This is a genomic window from Sphingobium sp. AP49, from assembly GCF_000281715.2.
Lineage (GTDB): Bacteria > Pseudomonadota > Alphaproteobacteria > Sphingomonadales > Sphingomonadaceae > Sphingobium.
Window position 1 is genome coordinate 3,650,903 of sequence record NZ_CP124576.1, and the last position, 18,270, is coordinate 3,669,172.

Annotated in this window: 20 protein-coding genes; 10 read left to right on the forward strand and 10 right to left on the reverse strand. The window is 64.1% G+C overall.

Annotated features, from left to right (window positions below):
* Positions 1-2: 2 nt before the first annotated feature.
* Entirely contained in the window at positions 3-1,010 is a 1,008-nt protein-coding gene (locus tag PMI04_RS17490) for a KpsF/GutQ family sugar-phosphate isomerase (RefSeq protein ID WP_007708516.1), read from the reverse strand.
* A gap of 294 nt (positions 1,011-1,304) precedes the next feature.
* Complete coding sequence (locus PMI04_RS17495) at positions 1,305-2,306, reverse strand: NAD-dependent epimerase/dehydratase family protein (protein ID WP_007708518.1); 1,002 nt, start codon at positions 2,304-2,306, stop codon at positions 1,305-1,307.
* Positions 2,307-2,503: 197 nt separating this feature from the next.
* Between PMI04_RS17495 and PMI04_RS17500 the strand changes: the two genes are divergently transcribed.
* Positions 2,504-3,640, forward strand: a complete 1,137-nt coding sequence (locus tag PMI04_RS17500; RefSeq protein WP_007708520.1) for a GNAT family N-acetyltransferase — start codon at positions 2,504-2,506, stop codon at positions 3,638-3,640.
* Entirely contained in the window at positions 3,637-4,509 is an 873-nt protein-coding gene (locus PMI04_RS17505) for a cupin-like domain-containing protein (RefSeq protein WP_007708522.1), read from the forward strand. Before PMI04_RS17500 ends, PMI04_RS17505 begins: the two co-directional genes overlap by 4 nt.
* Here PMI04_RS17505 and PMI04_RS17510 read toward each other — a convergent pair.
* From PMI04_RS17510 to bla, 3 genes are all read right to left on the reverse strand, one after another.
* Positions 4,487-5,557, reverse strand: coding sequence for a GNAT family N-acetyltransferase (locus PMI04_RS17510; protein ID WP_007708523.1), 1,071 nt, complete (start codon positions 5,555-5,557; stop codon positions 4,487-4,489). The two genes, PMI04_RS17505 and PMI04_RS17510, sit on opposite strands and share 23 nt — an antisense overlap.
* A 48-nt stretch (positions 5,558-5,605) precedes the next feature.
* Entirely contained in the window at positions 5,606-5,971 is a 366-nt protein-coding gene (locus tag PMI04_RS17515; RefSeq protein WP_007708524.1) for a DUF962 domain-containing protein, read from the reverse strand.
* A 61-nt stretch (positions 5,972-6,032) separates the two neighbouring features.
* The gene (gene bla, locus PMI04_RS17520) at positions 6,033-7,076 is read right to left on the reverse strand and encodes a class A beta-lactamase (RefSeq protein ID WP_007708525.1); all 1,044 of its coding nucleotides are present in this window, start codon (positions 7,074-7,076) and stop codon (positions 6,033-6,035) included.
* A gap of 122 nt (positions 7,077-7,198) precedes the next feature.
* Here bla and ung point away from each other — a divergent pair, with 122 nt between their 5' ends.
* Both ung and PMI04_RS17530 read left to right on the forward strand, forming a co-directional pair.
* Entirely contained in the window at positions 7,199-7,891 is a 693-nt protein-coding gene (ung, locus tag PMI04_RS17525) for a uracil-DNA glycosylase (protein ID WP_007708526.1), read from the forward strand.
* Positions 7,888-8,964, forward strand: a complete 1,077-nt coding sequence (locus PMI04_RS17530) for a biotin carboxylase (RefSeq protein WP_007708527.1) — start codon at positions 7,888-7,890, stop codon at positions 8,962-8,964. The genes ung and PMI04_RS17530 overlap by 4 nt, the downstream gene beginning before the upstream one ends.
* A 92-nt stretch (positions 8,965-9,056) precedes the next feature.
* Here PMI04_RS17530 and rpoZ read toward each other — a convergent pair whose 3' ends face one another.
* Positions 9,057-9,401, reverse strand: coding sequence for a DNA-directed RNA polymerase subunit omega (rpoZ, locus tag PMI04_RS17535; protein WP_007708529.1), 345 nt, complete (start codon positions 9,399-9,401; stop codon positions 9,057-9,059).
* An 87-nt stretch (positions 9,402-9,488) separates the two neighbouring features.
* On the opposite strand from rpoZ, the gene PMI04_RS17540 reads away from it, so the two are divergent.
* The 6 genes from PMI04_RS17540 to PMI04_RS17565 all read left to right on the forward strand — a co-directional run bounded on the left by PMI04_RS17540 (position 9,489) and on the right by PMI04_RS17565 (position 14,979).
* A complete protein-coding gene (locus PMI04_RS17540) occupies positions 9,489-10,718 on the forward strand; it encodes a phosphatidylserine/phosphatidylglycerophosphate/cardiolipin synthase family protein (protein WP_007708531.1) in 1,230 nt (409 codons plus the stop codon).
* Positions 10,719-10,862: 144 nt separating this feature from the next.
* Complete coding sequence (locus tag PMI04_RS17545; protein ID WP_007708533.1) at positions 10,863-11,372, forward strand: helix-turn-helix transcriptional regulator; 510 nt, start codon at positions 10,863-10,865, stop codon at positions 11,370-11,372.
* Positions 11,373-11,436: 64 nt separating this feature from the next.
* Positions 11,437-11,820 carry a hypothetical protein gene (locus PMI04_RS17550; protein WP_007708534.1) on the forward strand — a complete coding sequence of 128 codons (384 nt, stop codon included), beginning with the start codon at positions 11,437-11,439 and terminating at the stop codon, positions 11,818-11,820.
* A gap of 37 nt (positions 11,821-11,857) precedes the next feature.
* Entirely contained in the window at positions 11,858-12,271 is a 414-nt protein-coding gene (locus PMI04_RS17555; RefSeq protein ID WP_007708535.1) for a hypothetical protein, read from the forward strand.
* 77 nt (positions 12,272-12,348) lie between these two features.
* Positions 12,349-13,377, forward strand: a complete 1,029-nt coding sequence (locus PMI04_RS17560; protein WP_081491001.1) for a PAS domain-containing protein — start codon at positions 12,349-12,351, stop codon at positions 13,375-13,377.
* A gap of 168 nt (positions 13,378-13,545) precedes the next feature.
* A complete protein-coding gene (locus tag PMI04_RS17565) occupies positions 13,546-14,979 on the forward strand; it encodes a M20/M25/M40 family metallo-hydrolase (RefSeq protein ID WP_007708537.1) in 1,434 nt (477 codons plus the stop codon).
* A 48-nt stretch (positions 14,980-15,027) separates the two neighbouring features.
* Here PMI04_RS17565 and PMI04_RS17570 read toward each other — a convergent pair whose 3' ends face one another.
* From PMI04_RS17570 to PMI04_RS17585, 4 genes are all read right to left on the reverse strand, one after another.
* On the reverse strand, positions 15,028-15,420 hold the full coding sequence (locus PMI04_RS17570; RefSeq protein WP_007708538.1) for a hypothetical protein: 393 nt from the start codon (positions 15,418-15,420) through the stop codon (positions 15,028-15,030).
* A 173-nt stretch (positions 15,421-15,593) separates the two neighbouring features.
* The gene (locus PMI04_RS17575; RefSeq protein WP_007708540.1) at positions 15,594-16,157 is read right to left on the reverse strand and encodes a hypothetical protein; all 564 of its coding nucleotides are present in this window, start codon (positions 16,155-16,157) and stop codon (positions 15,594-15,596) included.
* Positions 16,150-17,502, reverse strand: coding sequence for a HAMP domain-containing sensor histidine kinase (locus tag PMI04_RS17580; RefSeq protein ID WP_007708544.1), 1,353 nt, complete (start codon positions 17,500-17,502; stop codon positions 16,150-16,152). Before PMI04_RS17580 ends, PMI04_RS17575 begins: the two co-directional genes overlap by 8 nt.
* On the reverse strand, positions 17,495-18,193 hold the full coding sequence (locus PMI04_RS17585) for a response regulator transcription factor (protein ID WP_007708545.1): 699 nt from the start codon (positions 18,191-18,193) through the stop codon (positions 17,495-17,497). Before PMI04_RS17585 ends, PMI04_RS17580 begins: the two co-directional genes overlap by 8 nt.
* Between the last annotated feature and the right edge of the window lie 77 nt (positions 18,194-18,270).

Consider the following 18,270-nt stretch of genomic DNA (forward strand, 5'->3'; position numbering starts at 1 on the left):
GTTCAGGCGACCCCGGCGTGCAGCAAATCGTGCATGTGCAACGCGCCCAGCAGCCGCTCCTTGTCGCATACGAACAACAGCGTGATGTTGCGCTCGTGCATGATGCGCAAGGCTTCCGATGCCAGTTCGTCGGGGCCGACGGACTGAGGCGTGACCGTCATGAAGCGGCCCACCGCGTCGGTCAGATTCTGCTTGCCGGTGACGGCACGACGCAAATCGCCATCGGTGAAGGCACCGATCAACTGGCCCGCATGATCGACGACCGCCGTGCCGCCCAGTCGGGCGCGGGTCATTTCGATCGTGGCGTCAAGAAGCGAAGCATTCTCGTGCACCTTGGGGACATCATCCCCGGCCGACATCAGCTCACGCACCTTGACCAGTTGCGCACCCAACCGGCCATTGGGATGAAATTTATGGAAATCGTCAGCCGAAAAGCCCCGCATTTCCATCAGCGACATCGCCAGCGCATCGCCAAAGGCCATCTGCAACGTGGTCGAGGTGGTCGGCGCCAGCATGTTGGGACAGGCTTCGCGCACGGCGGGCATCATGATGCAGATATCCGCCGCCTCCGCGACGGTGCTGTGCGCCTGTGCCGTCATCCCCAGCAGGGGAATGGCGAAGCGCTTGCAATAATGGATGATCGGCCCCAGCTCAGTCGATTCGCCCGAATGCGACAACATCAGCACGACATCGTCCGGCGTCACCATGCCAAGGTCGCCATGCCCCGCGTCGGCCGGATGCAGGAACAAGGCCGGCGTACCGGTAGAGGTCAACGTTGCCGTCATCTTGCGCGCGACAATGCCGCTCTTGCCGATGCCGGTCACGATCACGCGCCCGCGAACATTCATGATGACGCCGACCAGGCGCAGGAAGTTAGCCGTAAATTCCCGATCGGCGAATTTGGCTTCGAGAATATTGAGCCCCCGCGCGGCCAGGGACAGGCTGCTGCAAGCCGTCTCCACAATACGCCCACCGGAGCCGAACGGTACGATCTTTGAAACTGTCGACACGCATTTGCCCTTTTTTCCGCGCATCGCTGCCGGCATGCTCCGGCTGACGTACGCGGCGTCGCTGCACCCTATAAGGCGCAACGTCCATCCCTTGTTCCGCGACCCCGCCGATTTCGCAACCAGCACCACTAAACTGTCTACGCCGTTTCAGGCACTTATGGCAATCCATTTCGCAATTGCGGAACCGGCTTTCCACCCGTGCGCGCGCGCCAAATTTTCCCGGATGCGCGACGAGACGCCTATTTTTAGCGATGAATTGCGGAACCTTTTCCCAGCGCCTGACGCCGCGCGAGATCAAAACAGGCGATGATAGTCACGATACCAGGATACGAATCGGGGAACCCCCGACTCGATGCTTGTCACCGGGGCAAAACCAATATCCTGGGCAATGGCACTGATGTCGGCAAAGGTCGCGGAGACGTCGCCCGGCTGCATCGGCTGGAAATCGATCTGCGCCTTGCGACCGATCGCCTCTTCCAGCACGGCAATCAGGTGCATCAACTCTTCGGGTCGGTTGTTGCCGATATTGTAGAGCCGGTGCGGACTGCGGCTTCCCCCCGCCTTGGTCGCGCCATCATCGACCGGCGGCGCATCCAGGCACCCGATCACGCCCGCGACTATATCGTCGATGAACGTGAAGTCACGCTGCATCCGGCCATGGTTGAACACCGGGATGGGTTCTCCGGCCAGGATTTTCTGGGTGAATATCCACATCGCCATGTCCGGCCGGCCCCAGGGGCCGTAGACGGTGAAGAAACGCAGGCCCGTCATCGGAATGCGGAACAGATGGGCATAGGTCTCGCTCATCAGCTCATCCGCGCGCTTGGTGGCAGCATAAAGCGAGACGGGATGGTCAGCCCGATCCTCGACCCGGAAAGGCAGCACATCATTGCCGCCATAGACCGACGAGGAAGAGGCATAGACCAGGTGCCGCACCCTGCGTTCGCGCGCCAGTTCCAGCATATTGACATGGCCCGCCAGATTTGACCGGACATAGGCCTGCGGGTTGATGAGCGAATAGCGCACGCCTGCCTGAGCGCCGAGATGGACGATCGCCTCGATCCCATGGTCGGCCAGGACCGCCTTCAACGCATCCATGTCGGCAAAATCCAGCTCTGCGAAGGTAAAGAGCTTGCCGTGACGTTGTGCCAGCGCATCGATCCGGTCGCGCTTGAGCGAGACCTGATAATAGTCGTTGAGATTGTCGATGCCGATGATCGCCCGGCCGTCTGCCAGAAGGCGGTCGGCCACAGCCATTCCGATGAAACCGGCCACACCGGTAATCAGGATCGTCACGCGTTCATACTCCATGATCGGGCGAACCGGTCCTTCGCCCCGTTCGTCCCGAGGGACGGTCAAGGCTGCGCCCCTGCCAGTTCACAGACAATCCACCGCATGATGTAAAGCACTTTCCCCTGCGGCGGGTTATGTGCATCATCCCATGCGACCAAATGCTTAGGCATTCCCTAATCTTTCCTGTCTAAGGCGAGCCGATGGACATGGCATCGCACCCGTCTCCCCTGACTGCGCCGGGCGCCCTGATTCTGGAGGGGCAGCGCGCACGTTGGGCTGCGCTGGCAAATGCGTGTGCCGAACCCAACGCCTTCTATGCCGTCGACATGCTGGGCGCGGCGATCGACCATCTGGCGGTGAGCGGCACGGTGCGCGTGATCGAGGCACAGGCCGATGGACAGTTGATCGGCCTGCTTCCGGTGACCATCTCCGCCCGCCATGGACGGCTGCCGATCGGATGCGTGTCCAACTGGATGCACGAACATTGCTTCTTCGGTGCGCCGCTCATTCGCCGGGGCCAGGAAATGGCGGCCTGGCGCGGCCTGCTGGCGCAACTGGACGAGGCGGACTGGGCGCCCAATTTCCTGCACCTGCGCGGCCTGGACGCGGCGGGCGTCAATGCCGCCGTGCTGGAGGCCCTGTGCGTCGAGGACCGGCGTGGCCGGCGTGAGGTGCATCGTTTCGATCGCGCCATGCTACGCTCCCCCCTGAGCGCCGACGCCTATTGGGAAACCCATGTCCGCGCCAAGAAGCGCAAGGAAATCAGGCGCCTGCAGAAACGCCTTGCCGAACTGGGCACGATCAGCCAGCGCGTGCTGCGCGACGGCGGGGAATTGTCGCGCTGGTGCACCGACTTTCTGGAACTGGAAGCGTCGGGCTGGAAGGGGCGGGAAGGCACTGCCCTGTCCTGCAGGCCGGCCGAGGCGGCTTTTTTCCGCGCCGCATGCGCCGCCGCCTGCGATGCTGGCCGGCTGCATTTCCTGCGGATCGACCTCGACCAGCGGCCGATCGCCATGCTGGTCAACTTCCGGCACGGGGAAGGCGCCTTTTCCTTCAAGATCGCGTTTGACGAGACGATGGGCCGCTTTTCCCCCGGCGTGCTGATCGAGATCGCCAATCTTCAGGCGGTGCAGGACGATCCGGCGATCAGCTGGATGGACAGTTGCGCCGCCGCCGACCATCCGATGATCGACAGCCTGTGGGCTGAACGACGCAGTATCGTGCAATATCGTATCGCGCTACGCGGCCAGGGCGCCGCGCGCTGGCGGCGCGCGACGGCCTTTGCGCTTGCCAACGGGATCGAACAGATCGCCAGCCGCATGAAAGGACAGGGATGACCGTGCACAGCCCGATCGCATCGACGGACATGCAGCCGATTTTCGCCGAGCGCGCCCGCGCCGCCTTCGCCTCCGCCTATCCAGACCAGCCGGTGAAGCTGGAGCATGGCCTGGTCGGCCATCCGCTGTTGACGCTGGACGGCCTGGCCGCCCTGGCCGAACGGATGCCGGCGGAGCGGGTCGAATATAATCTGGGCAAGCTGCCGCTGGGCCTGCGGCCCGAAGATACGCCATCCAATGGCCTGACGCTGGGCGAAACGATCCGCACGATCGAAACCAATGGCAGCTGGGCGGTGCTCAAGAATGTCGAGCAGGACCAGGCCTATGCCGTGCTGCTGGACGCGGCGCTGGCCGAGTTGGAACCGGCCGTTCTGCGCAGCACCGGCCCCATGCTGAACCGGGAAGCCTTTATCTTCCTGACCTCGCCCGACAGCATCACGCCGTTCCATATGGACCCTGAGCATAATATCCTGCTGCAGATCATGGGGACAAAGACGATGACCGTCTTTCCGGCCCGCGACGAAGAGCTGGTGCCCGCGCAGAAGAGCGAGGCATTCCACGGCGGCGGCCACCGCAACCTGGTCTGGCAGGATGGATTCCGCGCGCGCGGCACCCCCTTTGCACTCGTGCCGGGCGATGCCGTCCATGTGCCCGTCAAGGCGCCGCATTTCGTCGAAAACGGACCGGCGGTCTCCATCAGCCTGTCGGTCACCTGGCGATCGGACCGCAGCGTCGCGGAAGGCGAACTCCACAGTTTCAACGCCTTGCTGCGCAAACGCGGCCTGCCGACCGGCCCGGTAAGCGAACGCCCCGAAGAACAGGGCGTCCGTCGTTTCGTCTACAGGGTCATGCGGAAGCTGGGCGCTTAAGCAGCGCGCGCAACAGAGCCTCCGCCTCAAGCCGGGGACTGAAGCGTTCGATATGCCACCATTCCAGCGCCTCCTCGCGCGTGGCGAGGCTCTGCTTGTAACGATCCTTCCCCGCGAGAAGGGAATAGAGGGCCAGGCCCCGATCGGCATAATGGCCCACCGCCGCCGCGTGACAGAGCAGACCCGGCTTGTCCTTGGTGGTACGCGGTGCGGCAAAGGCCGACTGATAGTTCATCGCCTGCCCGTCCTGCACGAAATTGACGAGGAGGCCCACCACCCCGCCCCCATCCGTAAACCGCAGCAGTTCAACCGCGCCCGAAGCCATGCCCCGTGCCGCTATGGTGCTTACGAACCGGCGAAACCCATCGTCATCCCAGGCATTGTCCGCATGGCGCCCCGCGTTGAGCGCCGCCATCGCGTCGAGCCAGGGGGCGATATCATCCAGCCCCCCGACTGTTATGTCGGGCAGCGGACCGCCATGATCCTTCATCGCGCGCCGAATCTGGCTGCGGGTATTGGCACTGAGTAGCGAGAGATAATCGCCCTGCGCATCGCGCACGGCGGCCAGATCGACCTGATAGACGGGCGCGGCATCGACACGCTGCTTGCGACGGGCCGGCAGACCGAGCAGCGGCGAGCCGGGTACCACGCCACTGATCCGCAGCACCCGCCAATCCCGGCGGCGCTGCAGAGCGTCCAACGCGGCGGCAGCCGCCGCCCCTTCCTGGCCGCGCCTTGCCAGCAGGCCGTTATATTCGACATAGGGTCGATCTGCGCCCGGATCGCCCGACTGGTTGAGGCTGAGCGTGGCGACCGCCCCCAAAAGACGCGGGCGCAGCCTGTGGCCGACCAGCGCCAGCGCCACATCCTGCCCCGCATCATCGGTTATCGCCAGCAATTCCGGGTGCACACCATAGCTGTCGAGCCAGGCCCCGACCCATGTCCAGCGCAGGAAGAAGGATGCGTCCGAACGCCCCTCCAGCGCCTGCCAGCGAGCAGCCAGGGCCGCCCTGTCGGGCAGCCGGTGAAATTGCGCAGAGAGCCCCATTGCCAATCCTTGTGGCAGAGCGCCGCCTGGGGTCAAGCGGTTGCCGCGTCAGGCATGCAGACGCCGGGCCGGATCGACGGTGCCATCGGCGCGCACGCCGGCGCGCGCCAGATCACGGCCCATGCGCCCGGTCAGGAAGCGGTACCACATCACGAAATCAGCCCGCAGCGACCAGAATGGATAGCGGAAGGTGGCTGGCCGATTATGCTCGATCAGCATATGGCCGAGCCAGGCGAAGCCATAGCCCGCCACCGGCACGGCCGCCGCCAACCACCAGTGCCCGGAAAAAGGGGCAACAACGGCCAGCAGGACGACCATGCTGGTGCCCGCATAGTGCATGGCACGCGTCCCGGCGCGCGCATGTTCCTGCAGATAATAGGGCCAGAATTCCCGGAAACGGGTAAAGGGCGCCACGGTCATCCTCTCTGTTTGGGATAGTCTAGCCCGGGCTTGCAGACCTGTTAAGCACGATGCGTCAAACCGTTCGCCGCTTCGGGGCGAAGAGGAAATAATCATAAGCGGCGCGTGCCGCCTCCGCCATGATCCGGTCGCGCGACACATGGCCCCTGCTGTCTTTCATCACAAAGACCGTGATGGCAAATCGGCGCCCGTCCGGCAGGTTGATGATACCGACATCATTGCCGATACCGTTGAGCGATCCGGTCTTGTGCGCAATCGCGGTACCGGGCGGCAACATGCCGGCCAGACGGGCCTTGCCGGTCTGGCAATGGCCCATGATGGTGAAGAGCAACTGGGTGCTTTCCGGTTTCAGCGCCCGGCCCGCCTCATAGGCGGCGAGCAGCGCCGTCATCGCCAGCGGGGTCGCCGTATCGCGCGGATCGAGCATGAAATCCATGTTCGGCAAATCGCGCACGTCGCGCTGCTGGATCAGGGGATCGGCCCGGCGAGCGGCATCCGCATTCTGACGGAATGTGCCGGTCAGCGGATGGATACCCATGGCGCGATAGAGAAGATGCGCGGTGTCGCTGTCGACGCGCAGGCCATGCACGCCCAGCGCTGCAACCCAGTCATTGACCGCCTGTGGCCCGCCCGCGCGCGCGACCAGCACATCGGTCGCATTATTGTCGCTGCGCGTCAGCATCAGATCCAGCAGCTGGCTGACCGGCAGAGTGCTCCCCGGCCGCGAGAACATCCACGCAATGCCGCCTTCGCTGGCCAGTGCCGGGTCCAGCGCAAGCCGGTCGTCCAGACGCAGGCTGCCCGCGTCGACCAGCGACAGGATCTTGCCGGCCACCGCAACCTTATAGGCGCTGGCCATGGGAAACAGCGTATCGCCGTTACGCGCCTGAATCTCGCCGGTCTGCAGGTCCATCGCCGCGATGCCGACGGTACCATCCGACAAGGCGGCGAAACGATCAAACTCCGCCAGGAGATGCGCCTCCGCCGTCAACTGTACCGGCGGCCGCGGCGGCGGACCAAAGGCATCGGCACTGGGCAGAGGGGCCAGGAACAGGCCAAGGGCAGCGGCGATGACGCTCATGTCACGATAGGTCGGCATGGGGGTTTCTCTCGCCGATCACCCGTCGGTAGGCAAGATGTTTGATCGCAATTCCATCCACTTCACCGCGCATCGGGCTGGGCGGTTGACGCCTCCGGCCGGCCGGTTCATCACCGCCAGCCATGAGCAATATCATCAAGCTGCACGAAAGCTGGCGCACCCCGCTGCTCGACCAGTTCGCAAGCCCCCACATGCAAGGACTGAAGCATTTCCTCGAGCAGGAGAAGGCGAGCGGCAAGCATATCTTTCCCAAGGGTAGCGAATATTTCCGCGCACTCGACCTGACCCCGCTCGACGAGGTCAAGGTCGTGATATTGGGCCAGGACCCCTATCATGGCGAAGGTCAGGCCCATGGCCTGTGCTTTTCGGTGCAGCCTGGCGTGCGTACGCCCCCATCGCTGGTCAATATCTATAAGGAAATGGAGGCGGACCTCGGCCTGCCCCGCCCGCGCCACGGCTTTCTGGAGCATTGGGCGCGACAGGGGGTTTTGCTGCTCAACAGCGTGCTGACGGTCGAAATGGGCCGGGCCGCATCGCATCAGGGCAAGGGTTGGGAAATATTCACCGATGCCGTCGTGCGTCTGGTGGCCCAGAAGGAGGAGCCGGTCGTTTTCCTGTTGTGGGGCGCCTATGCGCAACGCAAGGCCGGCTTCGTCGATGCGCAACGGCATCTGGTGCTCAAGGCGGCCCACCCTTCCCCGCTGTCCGCGCATAACGGCTTCCTGGGGTGCCGCCATTTCTCTCAGGCCAATGATTTCCTGACGGCGAAGGGGCGTGGAGCAATCGACTGGCGCCTGCCGGAGCAAGTCGATTGAGCGGGCCGGCCGTCGCCCTGTTATATCAGGCATTGCCACCGCCCGTCATCGATGGACTGCGCAAGGATGCCAAGCCTGGCGGCTATTCGGACGGCGGCGCCGATATCGGCTTTGCCCTGTCGCGCCATGGCGTGCGCGTGGTCACGCCCACCCCCTCCCCCGACCCGTCGCTGCCACTGCAATGGGTCTTTCCCGACACGGCTGAAGGCATTGCCGCCGCGATGGCAGCAGGCGCCGACACCGTCTGGGCCAATACCGTGCTGTTCGAGGGGCATCCGATCGCGGCGGTCCTCGGCAAGGTTGCGATCGTCGGTCAGACGCCGACGGCGACCCAACAATATGACGACAAGTTCGCGACCAACCGCATGCTGGAACAGGCCGGCCTGCCCGTGGCACGCGGCTTCCTGGTCGCGGACAGGGCCAGCGATGGGGTCTTCCCATTGGCGGATGTCGCAGCCGCCCTGCTGGACCATGGCCTTCCCTTCCCGCTGATCGTCAAACCCGTGCGCGGGCGCGGCAGCCAGGGCGTGACGCTGGTCCATGACCTTGCCATGCTGCACGTTGCGGCGCGCAGCCTGCTGGACCGGGCGACCTTCGGCAATGTGCTGATGATCGAGGAATATCTGGATGGGGAGGAAATGACCGTCACGGTCATGCCCCCTGCCTCTCCCCGGCCTGCGGGGACCGTGGGATCAGGCCATTGGCCATTGCGGCCTGTGCTGCGGTTCAATCAGCATGACGGCGTCGCGCCCTATAATGGCGATGTCGCGGTCGTGGAAAACAGCATTGCGATCACCGCAGATCGGCTGCACGCGCCGGCGGTTCAGGCGATGCTGGACGCCTGCGTCCAGGCCGCCCAGCTGGTGCAATCGCGCGCGGCGATCCGGATCGATTGCCGCGCGGGCACGGACGGCCGGTTCAAGCTGTTCGACCTCAACATGAAGCCGAACATGACCGGCCCCGGCCGACCGGGCCGCGACAATCAGGATTGCCTGTCCGCCATCGCCGCCCGTGCCGAGGGATGGCAATATGCCGACCTGTTGCGATCCATGCTGGCGGCCGCCTGGCGATAGGCGCGCGGCAGCCAGTCATCCCGCAATAAGCGAGGCCCGGTCCTGCTTGCGCAGGCCGGGCCTCATTCCCTCTCCAAACCGATTAGGGGCGATCAGCCGTCGTAGTCGCCGCCGATATTCTGGTTACGCGGCGGCGCGGCGGCGGTCAGGCGCAGAGCCTCTGCCGACTGCGCGATCGAGCCGATCTCATCCGGGGTGTCGTCATCATCGATCTGCACCTTCTGCAGCGAGGCGACGACCGAATCATGCAGATCAGCCGGCAGAACGGTTTCTTCGGCGATTTCGCGCAGAGCGACGACCGGGTTCTTATCGCGATCGCGGTCGAGCGTCAGCTCTGCGCCGCCGGAAATTTCACGCGCGCGCTGAGCGGCGAGCAGAACGAGATCGAAACGGTTGGTAACCTTGTCGACGCAATCTTCGACGGTGACACGGGCCAAACGGGCCTCCTGAAAAATCAATAGGGAATCTTGATTTCGCCGCCTAGCAGCGTCGATCTGGCGAGTCAATGAAAAGCCCATAAAGCCATGGCAAGCCAGCGCGAATCGCGGCATGAACAGGGCATGGCGACACGACAGCATGAAGCCCCGGCCAGACCGATCACCGTGACGCTTGATGGCAACGAACTGACGGTGATCGAAGAGGCTGCGGCCCTGCGCGTGACATTGATCGACCTGATCGACGGCGCGCGCGCCAGCGTGAAGCTCTATTATTATATTTTCGCGGATGACGAGAGCGGGCGACTGGTGTGCGAGCGGCTGGTTGCTGCGCGCGCACGCGGCGTCGCCGTGACCGTGATGATCGACGCCTTCGGGTCGAGCGACACTCCCGACAGCCTGTTTGCCCCGCTGGTTGCTGCGGGTGGGCGGTTCGCCCGGTTCGGTACCAGGCGATCGACACGCTACCTGATCCGCAACCATCAGAAGATTGCCCTGGCCGACGATGCTCGGCTGCTGATCGGCGGCTTCAATGTCGAAAACGGCTATTTCGGCATCCCGGCGGACGATTGCTGGCGCGACCTGGGGCTGTTGATAGCCGGCCCGCAGGCCAAGGCGATGGCACACTGGTACGGTCAGCTATGGCGCTGGGTATCGAGCAAGGGCCAGCGTTTCCGCAGTTTAAGAGCAATGGTGCGGCATTGGCATCCGTCCGCCCAGCATGGCCCGGCCGAACCGTTCCGCTGGCTGATCGGCGGCCCGACCCGACGCCTGAGCCCCTGGGCACAGGTGGTGAAACATGATCTGGAACAGGCGCAGCGGCTCGACATGGTCGAAGCCTATTTCTCGCCGGGCCGCGGCATGTTGAAGCGGATCGCGCGGGCCGCACGACGCGGCGGCGCCCGCATCATCCTGCCCGCCCTGTCGGACAATGGTGCGACCGTGGCGGCAGCCCGGCTGCTCTACGGCCCGCTGCTCACGCGCGGTACCGACATCCTGGAATATCAGCCCTGCAAGTTGCACATGAAGCTGATCATCATCGACAACGCAGTCTATATCGGATCAGCCAATTTCGACATGCGCAGCCTGTTCCTCAACCTGGAACTGATGCTGCGGGTGGAAGACCAGGCCTTTGCCGAGGCGATGCGGGACTTTGTCGGACGCTGCGCACGTGACAGCCGTCAAATCACGCTGGAAGAGCATCGCGCCAGCCGGACCCTGCTGACGCTGACCAAGCAATGGATCAGCTATCTGCTGGTCGGCGTGCTCGACTATACCGTGACCCGCCGATTGAACTTTCGCAATCCGGACGCCGACTGAAAAAAAGCGCCTCTTTCCAGCCTGAGCGTCCCGTCCAGACTGAAAAAGACCTGGACATAAGGCCGGTCCATCCAAGCAGGGGAGGCAGATTAAGTTTACATATGACCCGGAGCATGATTCCCTGCCTCGGACGAGAGAGGTCGAATGCGGGACAGCCTGATCAGTCTGGACGAAAATCAGCGGGCATGCCTGCGACTGGTCGCGCAAGGTTATACGTCCAAGCAGATTGCGCAGCGCATGTCGCTGACGCCGGGCACCGTGGATCAATATGTCTATCGCGCCACCGTCGCCCTAGGCGCCAGGGACCGCCGCGAAGCAGCCCGCATGCTGGCCGAGGCCGAGAAAGCGGGCACATTAAACCTATTTGAATTAAAACCGGACCGGCTTGTCGAGAACGGCGACGATGCGGAAAAGGGGGCATCGGCTCAATCGAGCCCGATCCTGGACGATCCTGACCAGGCCGGCGGATCAAGGCGATACATCGCCCGAGTTCGCAGGCTTATCACGAACATCCTGGCCACCATCGGGGGAGAACCGCATGGGCTGAACGAATGGCAGGTCCTGATCGCAATCTTCAGGGTTGCGCTCTGGGCAGGGGGAACCCTGGCAGCGCTGATTACCATCGGCTACTGGCTGAACCATCTCTTCCGCTGATGTTCTTTCCGAACAGTCCAAATCGCATGATGGGCCGGCAAGGGCGGCCCAGGGGAGCATAGACATGTCCAACGCACGTCGGGCGGAACGCGCCGCGAAGAATGAATTGCAGCTTTCGGACGATGCATTTTTCAATCTCAGCGGCCAGGTCCGCGACGCCTATGTCAAGCTGGACGACATGCTGTCGCACACGCTGCGGATGAGCGCAGACATGATCGACACCGCCCGGACGATCGGCCTGGCGCCGGAACAGGGCCAAAAACTGTTCCAGCGTTTTCATGGCTGCCTCGACACCATGATGCAAAGCCGCGAACAGTTGCTCGGCGCCCATCTGGAAGCGACCCGCATTCGCATGCGGACCAACCAGGCCGAACGCGCGGACGGCTGCTACGGCCCCTGGAACGCGCTCGACGATGGCCAGGGTGACGCCCTGCGCCTCGTCGCCTGACCGGACCGCAGCCTCAACCGGATCATAATTCAGCACCATGGAAATCTATCTCGCCTATTCCGTCGCGCTGTTGGCGACATCCATCTTCGTCGTCCGTCATGGCGGACCAGCGGGGCGATGGAGTGTGGCGGGCATATGGGCCGGGTTCATCCTGGCCCAGACTGCGGTGCTGACGGTCCGTCCAGAGGCTGCGCTTATCCGGACGATACTCGCCATCGAATGCGCCTCGCTACTGCTCAAGATCATCATTGCGCTACGCAGCACTCGTCGCTGGCCCATCATCATTGCCGCGCTTCAGTTGAACGTGACGGCCGTCCAGCTCGCGGTCATCCTCTCACCAGCCTATCTGACCAAATTCTTCTACGCCATGTCTACGGTGTGGGCGATTCCGGTTCTGATGGTGATGGCGATGGGCACGCAACTGGACAGAAAACAGGCGTTTCCCGCCTGAAAACAGGATGTTCCGATGCAGGAAATATCGTCGCCCCACCCCAATCTGCTGACCGACCGGGAGAGCCGGCTGTGAAGATGAATCCGAAACGGCGAGAGCCGCTGACACCGCCCGCCACGACGAACAGCGCCTGTCCGCTCCATGCGTCCGGCCAGGGTGAGCCCGGAAGCGACGGCACGCGCGCGCCCCTTCCCGAGATTATCGAAGAACCTGTGGTCACCGCTGCGGATTTCGTGCGCGGCTTTTCCGAATGCCGCGACCTGGCCACCAAGGTGCCGGTCTACGTCACCCATCATGGCCGCCCTACCCATGTCCTGCTGAGCGTCGACGCATTCCGCACGCTCAGGGAGACCTCTGCCCATTCCGGTCAGAAAAGCACCAACGAACGGCTCTATGCCCTGGCCGACTGGGTCGATCAGGCGGTCATCATCTGCGATCAGGATATGCGCGTGGTTTTCGTCAACCGGGTCGCGCGTGCCATTTCCAGGCGGGTGAACGGCGACATGGCGGGCCATTTGCTGACCGTCGCGCTGCCCGAAATCACGGGCAGCCTGATGGAGGTGCACATCCGCCGCACCATCACCGGCGGAGAACCGAGCGCAGCGGATATCCCGTCGCCCTTCGCCGACGGCGCCTGGCTGCGCCTGCAAAGCTTCCCGCTGGGCCACTCCACGGTCGTGATGTTTCGCGACATTACCGAAGACGTCCAGCGCCATCGCATGGCAGATGCCAAGGCGGCCCTGATCGACGCCATGACGGCGCAAGGCGATATCGGCTATGTCCGACTGTCTCCACGCGGCGCGATCGAGAAGATCGGTGCCGCATTTTCGGACATTGTGTGCCTGCCAGGCGAACGACTGACCGGCATATTGATGGCCGACCTCATCATCACCGGCCAGCGGGCAGCGTTTCGTGAGTCCCTGGAACAGGCCATGCAAGGCCAGGGCGCGCAGTGCATCAACGCCAGTTTCTTGAACAATCGCGGCGAAATCGTGCCGGCCAAGATATCGATCGTGCCGTTGCAGGGCGCTTACGGAATGGAGGGGGCCGTGATCCTGACCACCCTGCTGGATAGCCCGGGGACGTCCGCCCTGGGCGCAGCCTGATCCGACGATGTAGTCGCACAACGTCCGGCCGGGATTTTTGAGGAGGTAGCCCAGCAGGGCTTCCTCCTCCCTTGCCCGGCCCCGCCCCTTTCTGCACAGTCGCGCCGCCCGTTCGGGCCGATAAAGGGGGCGCCGCCCGGCGCCATGCAAGCAGAACAAGGAAACATCATGCCATCCCGCTACGCCAGAGCCGCTCTTTCAACCGTCGCGCTGATCGCCGTCGGCAGCGCATCGCTGCATGCCGCCACCCCGGCCGACACGCAGGCCCGTAGCGGCGAAGCGGCCTTCCGCGCGCTTTACAAGGAACTGGTCGAAACCGATTCCAGCTGGCCCGAGGGCAGTTGCACCGTCGCGGCCGAGCAAATCGCCGCACGACTGAAATCGGGCGGCTATGCCGATAGCGATGTCGCCCTGGTGGTTGACCCAACCCATCCCAAGGAAGGCAATCTCACCGCCATCCTGCGCGGCTCGGATGCCAAGCTCCCCGCCCTGCTGCTGCTCGCCCATATCGATGTCGTCGCGGCCAAGCGCGCCGACTGGACCCGTGACCCGTTCACCCTGGTCGAGGAAGGCGGCTATTTCTACGGCCGGGGCACGTCCGACGACAAGGCGATGGCCGCCAGCTTCGCCGACGCCATGATCCGCTTCAAGCAGGAAGGCTATAAGCCCAAGCGCACGATCAAGCTGGCGCTGACCTGTGGCGAGGAGACCGAAAAAGCGCTGAACGGCGTCGAATATCTGCTGAAGACCAAGCCCGAGGCGATGGCAGCCGGATGGGCGCTCAATGAAGGCGGCGGCGGATCGCTGGACGAGACGGGCAAGCCGGTCAGCCATGGCGTGCAGGCGGGCGAGAAAGTCTATCAAGACTTCACCTTCACTGCGACCGCGCCGGGTGGCCACAGCTCGCGCCAGGAGCCGCATTTCAATGCGATCGGCTGGATGGCCCAGGCCCTGGCCCATGTGAACGCCTATGATTTCCCGGTGAACCTGACCCCGGCGGCCAAGGCCTATTTCGGCGCGTCGGCGCCGCTCTATCCCAAGCTGTCGCAGCCGATGGCGGCGGTCGGCGCGGGCAAGGCGACCGAGGCGGACTATGCCGCCATTTCGGCCGCCAATCCGAGCTGGAACGCAACCCTGCGCACCACCTGCATCCCGACGCTGATCAATGGCGGCCATGCCCCCAATGCCCAGCCCCAGTCGGTGACGGCCAACGTCAATTGCCGCATCATCCCGGGTGAGGATGTTGAAGCGATCCGCGCGAAGCTGGCCGAAGTGGCGGGCGACGAAAAGGTCAAGGTGACGCTGGCCGATCCGCCGCAGCCCAAATCATCGGCGCCGCAGCTGACGCCACAGATCATGGCGCCGATCGAGGCGCTGACCAAGGAAATGTGGCCGGGCGTGCCGGTGATCCCGCGGCTGGCCACCGGGGCGACCGACGGGCGCTTCACCAATGCGGCGGGCATCCCCACCTATGGCGTGTCGGGCATGTTCGCCGACCCCGACGGTCAGGGCGTCCATGGCCTGAATGAACGCATCCGGGTCAAGTCGCTGCTCGACGGCCGCGCCTTCCTCTATCGACTGACCAAGGCCTATACGCAGTAAATGGGAAAAGGGCTGGCCCGGAGGAACCGGGCCAGCCCTGCCTCTGGGTCAGCGGCCGTTACCGGCCAGAACCCGGACCTCGCCCACCGGATAGCCCTTCTCGGCCATTTCCTTGGCATAATCGCCCCGGGCATCGGCCAGTTCGGTCCGATATTCTTCCCAGGCGTCGCGATTATCCTCCGCATCGCTGGAATGGCGCAGATCCTTGGTCAGTTCCTTGCGCGCCTCGGCCAGATCGGTCTGGTAGTTGAACCAGTAATCATTCTCGACGCCGGCGATCGGCGCCTGATAGGCTAGCTGGCTCTCGACGCTGGCCAGCTGTTCCTCATAGCTGACGGGTCCTTCGCCCAGGGCTGGCCCTCGCGGTTGGGGCTGCGCCATGGCGGCCAGCGGAGGCATGCCAAGCATGGCGACGGCGGTCAGAAGCTTCGAACGGTTCATGAGTTCTTCTCCTCTTTCCTCATCGAACATGGGCGTTCAACGCCCGACCGGGCCGCCTTTGCGCCTGAACGGATGTGCAGAATGGATGAAGTGAGGCAGGCGCACGATGGTGCGCGACCGCATCCGGCGAGGCTGCATCGTCATCCACCCCCTTCTCGCAGCTTGCAGCGCGATCAGCGGATGATCAGGTAGAAGGACACCGGGGCGCTGCCGCCATTCACAAGCTCGATGGCATAACGGTCGGTGAATAAAGGCAACCAGGCGCAATCGACCTGCGGCGCGCCGACGGCCTTGTCGCACAGGGTACCGCCCGCCCCATCGCGGACACGGATCGACAGCAGGCCCGGCGCTCCGCCGGCAACGGCAACCGAGATGCGCGCACTTTGCCCGGCCAGGAACAATTGGCGCAGGTTGAAACGACCGCCAGCGGCAAGTGAACTGCGCCGATAGGCCGGCCCCAAGGCACGCCCCCGATAGGCCAGTGCGCTCACGACCCCATTGCGGTGTGCTTCCATCATCCATAGCGCTGCCAGATCGTCCTGGCCTTCGGCCGGCACGGCGCCAAGGGTTTGCAGCATCTGCGCCGCCTGGAGCAGTGCGACATAATCCCCCGACGCCCGGGCGACATCCCCCTCCTCCAGGGTCCGCAGCAAGGCATCGGCCGGCGGGGCGCTCATCGCCGGAATATGGCAGCACAGACACAGCATCAAAAATAGGGGCGCAAGCAGCCTAGACATCCATCTCCTCCGGCTGGACCACAAAGCGGGCACCGGGCCGCGCATCGTCCACATGAATGATCAGCCCATGCCGTTCCGCGATCGCCCGCGCCAGCGCCAGTCCAAGCCCGTGGCCACCGCCTGGCGTCGCATCGAGCCGCACATAGCGCTCGAACACATGTTCGCGCGCATCGGCGGGAATGCCACGGCCATTATCCTGAACGACGATAGAGGGGCCGGGATCCAGGCTGAGCAGGACGGCGCCGCCGCGCGGGACATATTTGAACGCATTGTCGAGCAGATTGGACAGCAGGCGCGTGATCTGCATGGGATCTGCGCGGAGCAACACGCCGGGCGCGATCCGGGCGTTGAAGGCGATGCCCAGTTCCTCCGCGCTGGCGCGATAGAGATCGGCGAGATTTTCGACCACATCGCTGAGGTCGACATCGGCAAGGCCTCGCAAATCGCCACGCATCGCCTGGGTGCCGGCAATGTCGAGCAGCGAATCGAGCAGGCGAACCACGCCGCGCAGTTCATCGCGCGATCGCCCCAGCGTGCGCAGCAGGCTTTCGTCGTCGGTCCGCTCCATCGCCTTGAGGATGCGGGTGTCGAGATGCATGAGCGGCGTGCGGATCTCATGGGCGGTCTGGTCTGAAACCGCGCGTTGGGCATCCATGAGCCGCTCGACCTGATCCAGCATGGCATTGGTGTTGGCGGCCAGTTCCCCCAGTTCGTCGCCCTCCTCTGGCCCAGGCGCGCGCGCTGCGATCCGCCCGGCTCGAACGGCCCCGAAGGCTGCGTTCACCCCCTCCACCCGCCGCCGCAAGCGGCGCGCCGCGAAATGACCGGCGGCCAGGCTGAGCAACGCGACGATCGCGCCTGCCACCGCGAAAGCGCCCAGCAGGCGCCGTTGCAAGGCGCGCCCGCGATGATCGCTGCGCCCGACGATCAGCCTGGCATCAGCGCCAAGCTGGGTGGCACGCGCAAACATGCGATCACCGTCGGGCAAGCGGATCAGTCGCGCCTCCGACACTTCGGATGCGAGCGCGGGCCAATGGGCGATATTGCCGGCTATCCGCCGGCCGGCAGCGTCGGCGAACAGATAATAGGCCCGCTCGCTGTCGCCACGCTCCATCGCCAGCCGATCCAATATCCGCGCCTTCAGTTCCTCTTCGCCGCCGCTGACATAGATATCCGCCAGCCCAGCCAGATCCGTATCGACCTCCCGGCCCAGCATCATGCGGCCATCGGTGTCGACGATCTTCTGCACGACCAGGAACAGGGCCAGGGTGGAAATGAGGCTGACCAACAACGCGGAAAGCGTCACTCGGCCAAAGACCGACCGAAACAGGTCAACGCTAGCCATGGGTAGCGATCAATCGATAGCCGGTGCCCCATACGGTTTCGAGGACCGCGCTATCGAACCCTTCCTCCAGCTTGCGGCGCAGGCGACCGACATTGACGTCGACGACATTGGTCTGGGGATCGAAACTCAGTTTCCAGACATGGCGCAACAGCATTTCGCGCGTCACGACCTCGCCGGCATGTTCCATCAGGAAGCGAAACAGCGCAAATTCCTTGGGGGACAAGGGGACATGGCGGCCGCGGCGATGGGCCGTGCGCGCCTTCACATGGCATTCCAGGTCACCAAACAACAAGATCGCATCCTGTCGCCGCTGGCCAGCGCGGCGACGCAGCGCCCGCACGCGCGCGACCAGTTCGTTCGGCTCGAACGGCTTCGCCATATAGTCGTCGACGCCGCTTTCCAGTCCTTCGACCCGATGTTCGCTCCGGCCCAGCGCAGACAGCATGAGCACCGGCGCACCGATACCAGCCACGCGCATCCGGGTAACGACATCCAAGCCTGAAAGATGCGGCAACATGCGGTCGAGAATAACGACGTCATAGCGTCCAGAGCCGGCGCGTCTCAGCCCCTCCGCGCCGTCGTCGACCGCATCGACCGCCATATCGGCCCCGGCAAGGATCTCGACGATGTTCGCGCGCGCTGCCGGATCATCTTCCACCAACAATACCGAAATCGGGTCATCCTGCGCCATCATTGCCCCTTCGCGTTACAGATAACGAAAACGGCCGCCAGTGACAAAGCCTGTTAGGGCGGTCACTGGCGGCCGTC

Bases quoted from the DNA above. Each gene is read 5' to 3' on its own strand.
- PMI04_RS17500 (WP_007708520.1), top strand. From the start codon at position 2,504: ATGGACATGGCATCGCACCCGTCTCCCCTGACTGCGCCGGGCGCCCTG.
- PMI04_RS17505 (WP_007708522.1), top strand. From the start codon at position 3,637: ATGACCGTGCACAGCCCGATCGCATCGACGGACATGCAGCCGATTTTC.
- PMI04_RS17510 (WP_007708523.1), bottom strand. From the start codon at position 5,557: ATGGGGCTCTCTGCGCAATTTCACCGGCTGCCCGACAGGGCGGCCCTG.
- bla (WP_007708525.1), bottom strand. From the start codon at position 7,076: ATGCCGACCTATCGTGACATGAGCGTCATCGCCGCTGCCCTTGGCCTG.
- ung (WP_007708526.1), top strand. From the start codon at position 7,199: ATGAGCAATATCATCAAGCTGCACGAAAGCTGGCGCACCCCGCTGCTC.
- PMI04_RS17540 (WP_007708531.1), top strand. From the start codon at position 9,489: ATGGCAAGCCAGCGCGAATCGCGGCATGAACAGGGCATGGCGACACGA.
- PMI04_RS17545 (WP_007708533.1), top strand. From the start codon at position 10,863: ATGCGGGACAGCCTGATCAGTCTGGACGAAAATCAGCGGGCATGCCTG.
- PMI04_RS17550 (WP_007708534.1), top strand. From the start codon at position 11,437: ATGTCCAACGCACGTCGGGCGGAACGCGCCGCGAAGAATGAATTGCAG.
- PMI04_RS17555 (WP_007708535.1), top strand. From the start codon at position 11,858: ATGGAAATCTATCTCGCCTATTCCGTCGCGCTGTTGGCGACATCCATC.
- PMI04_RS17560 (WP_081491001.1), top strand. From the start codon at position 12,349: ATGAATCCGAAACGGCGAGAGCCGCTGACACCGCCCGCCACGACGAAC.
- PMI04_RS17565 (WP_007708537.1), top strand. From the start codon at position 13,546: ATGCCATCCCGCTACGCCAGAGCCGCTCTTTCAACCGTCGCGCTGATC.
- PMI04_RS17570 (WP_007708538.1), bottom strand. From the start codon at position 15,420: ATGAACCGTTCGAAGCTTCTGACCGCCGTCGCCATGCTTGGCATGCCT.
- PMI04_RS17575 (WP_007708540.1), bottom strand. From the start codon at position 16,157: ATGTCTAGGCTGCTTGCGCCCCTATTTTTGATGCTGTGTCTGTGCTGC.
- PMI04_RS17580 (WP_007708544.1), bottom strand. From the start codon at position 17,502: ATGGCTAGCGTTGACCTGTTTCGGTCGGTCTTTGGCCGAGTGACGCTT.
- PMI04_RS17585 (WP_007708545.1), bottom strand. From the start codon at position 18,193: ATGGCGCAGGATGACCCGATTTCGGTATTGTTGGTGGAAGATGATCCG.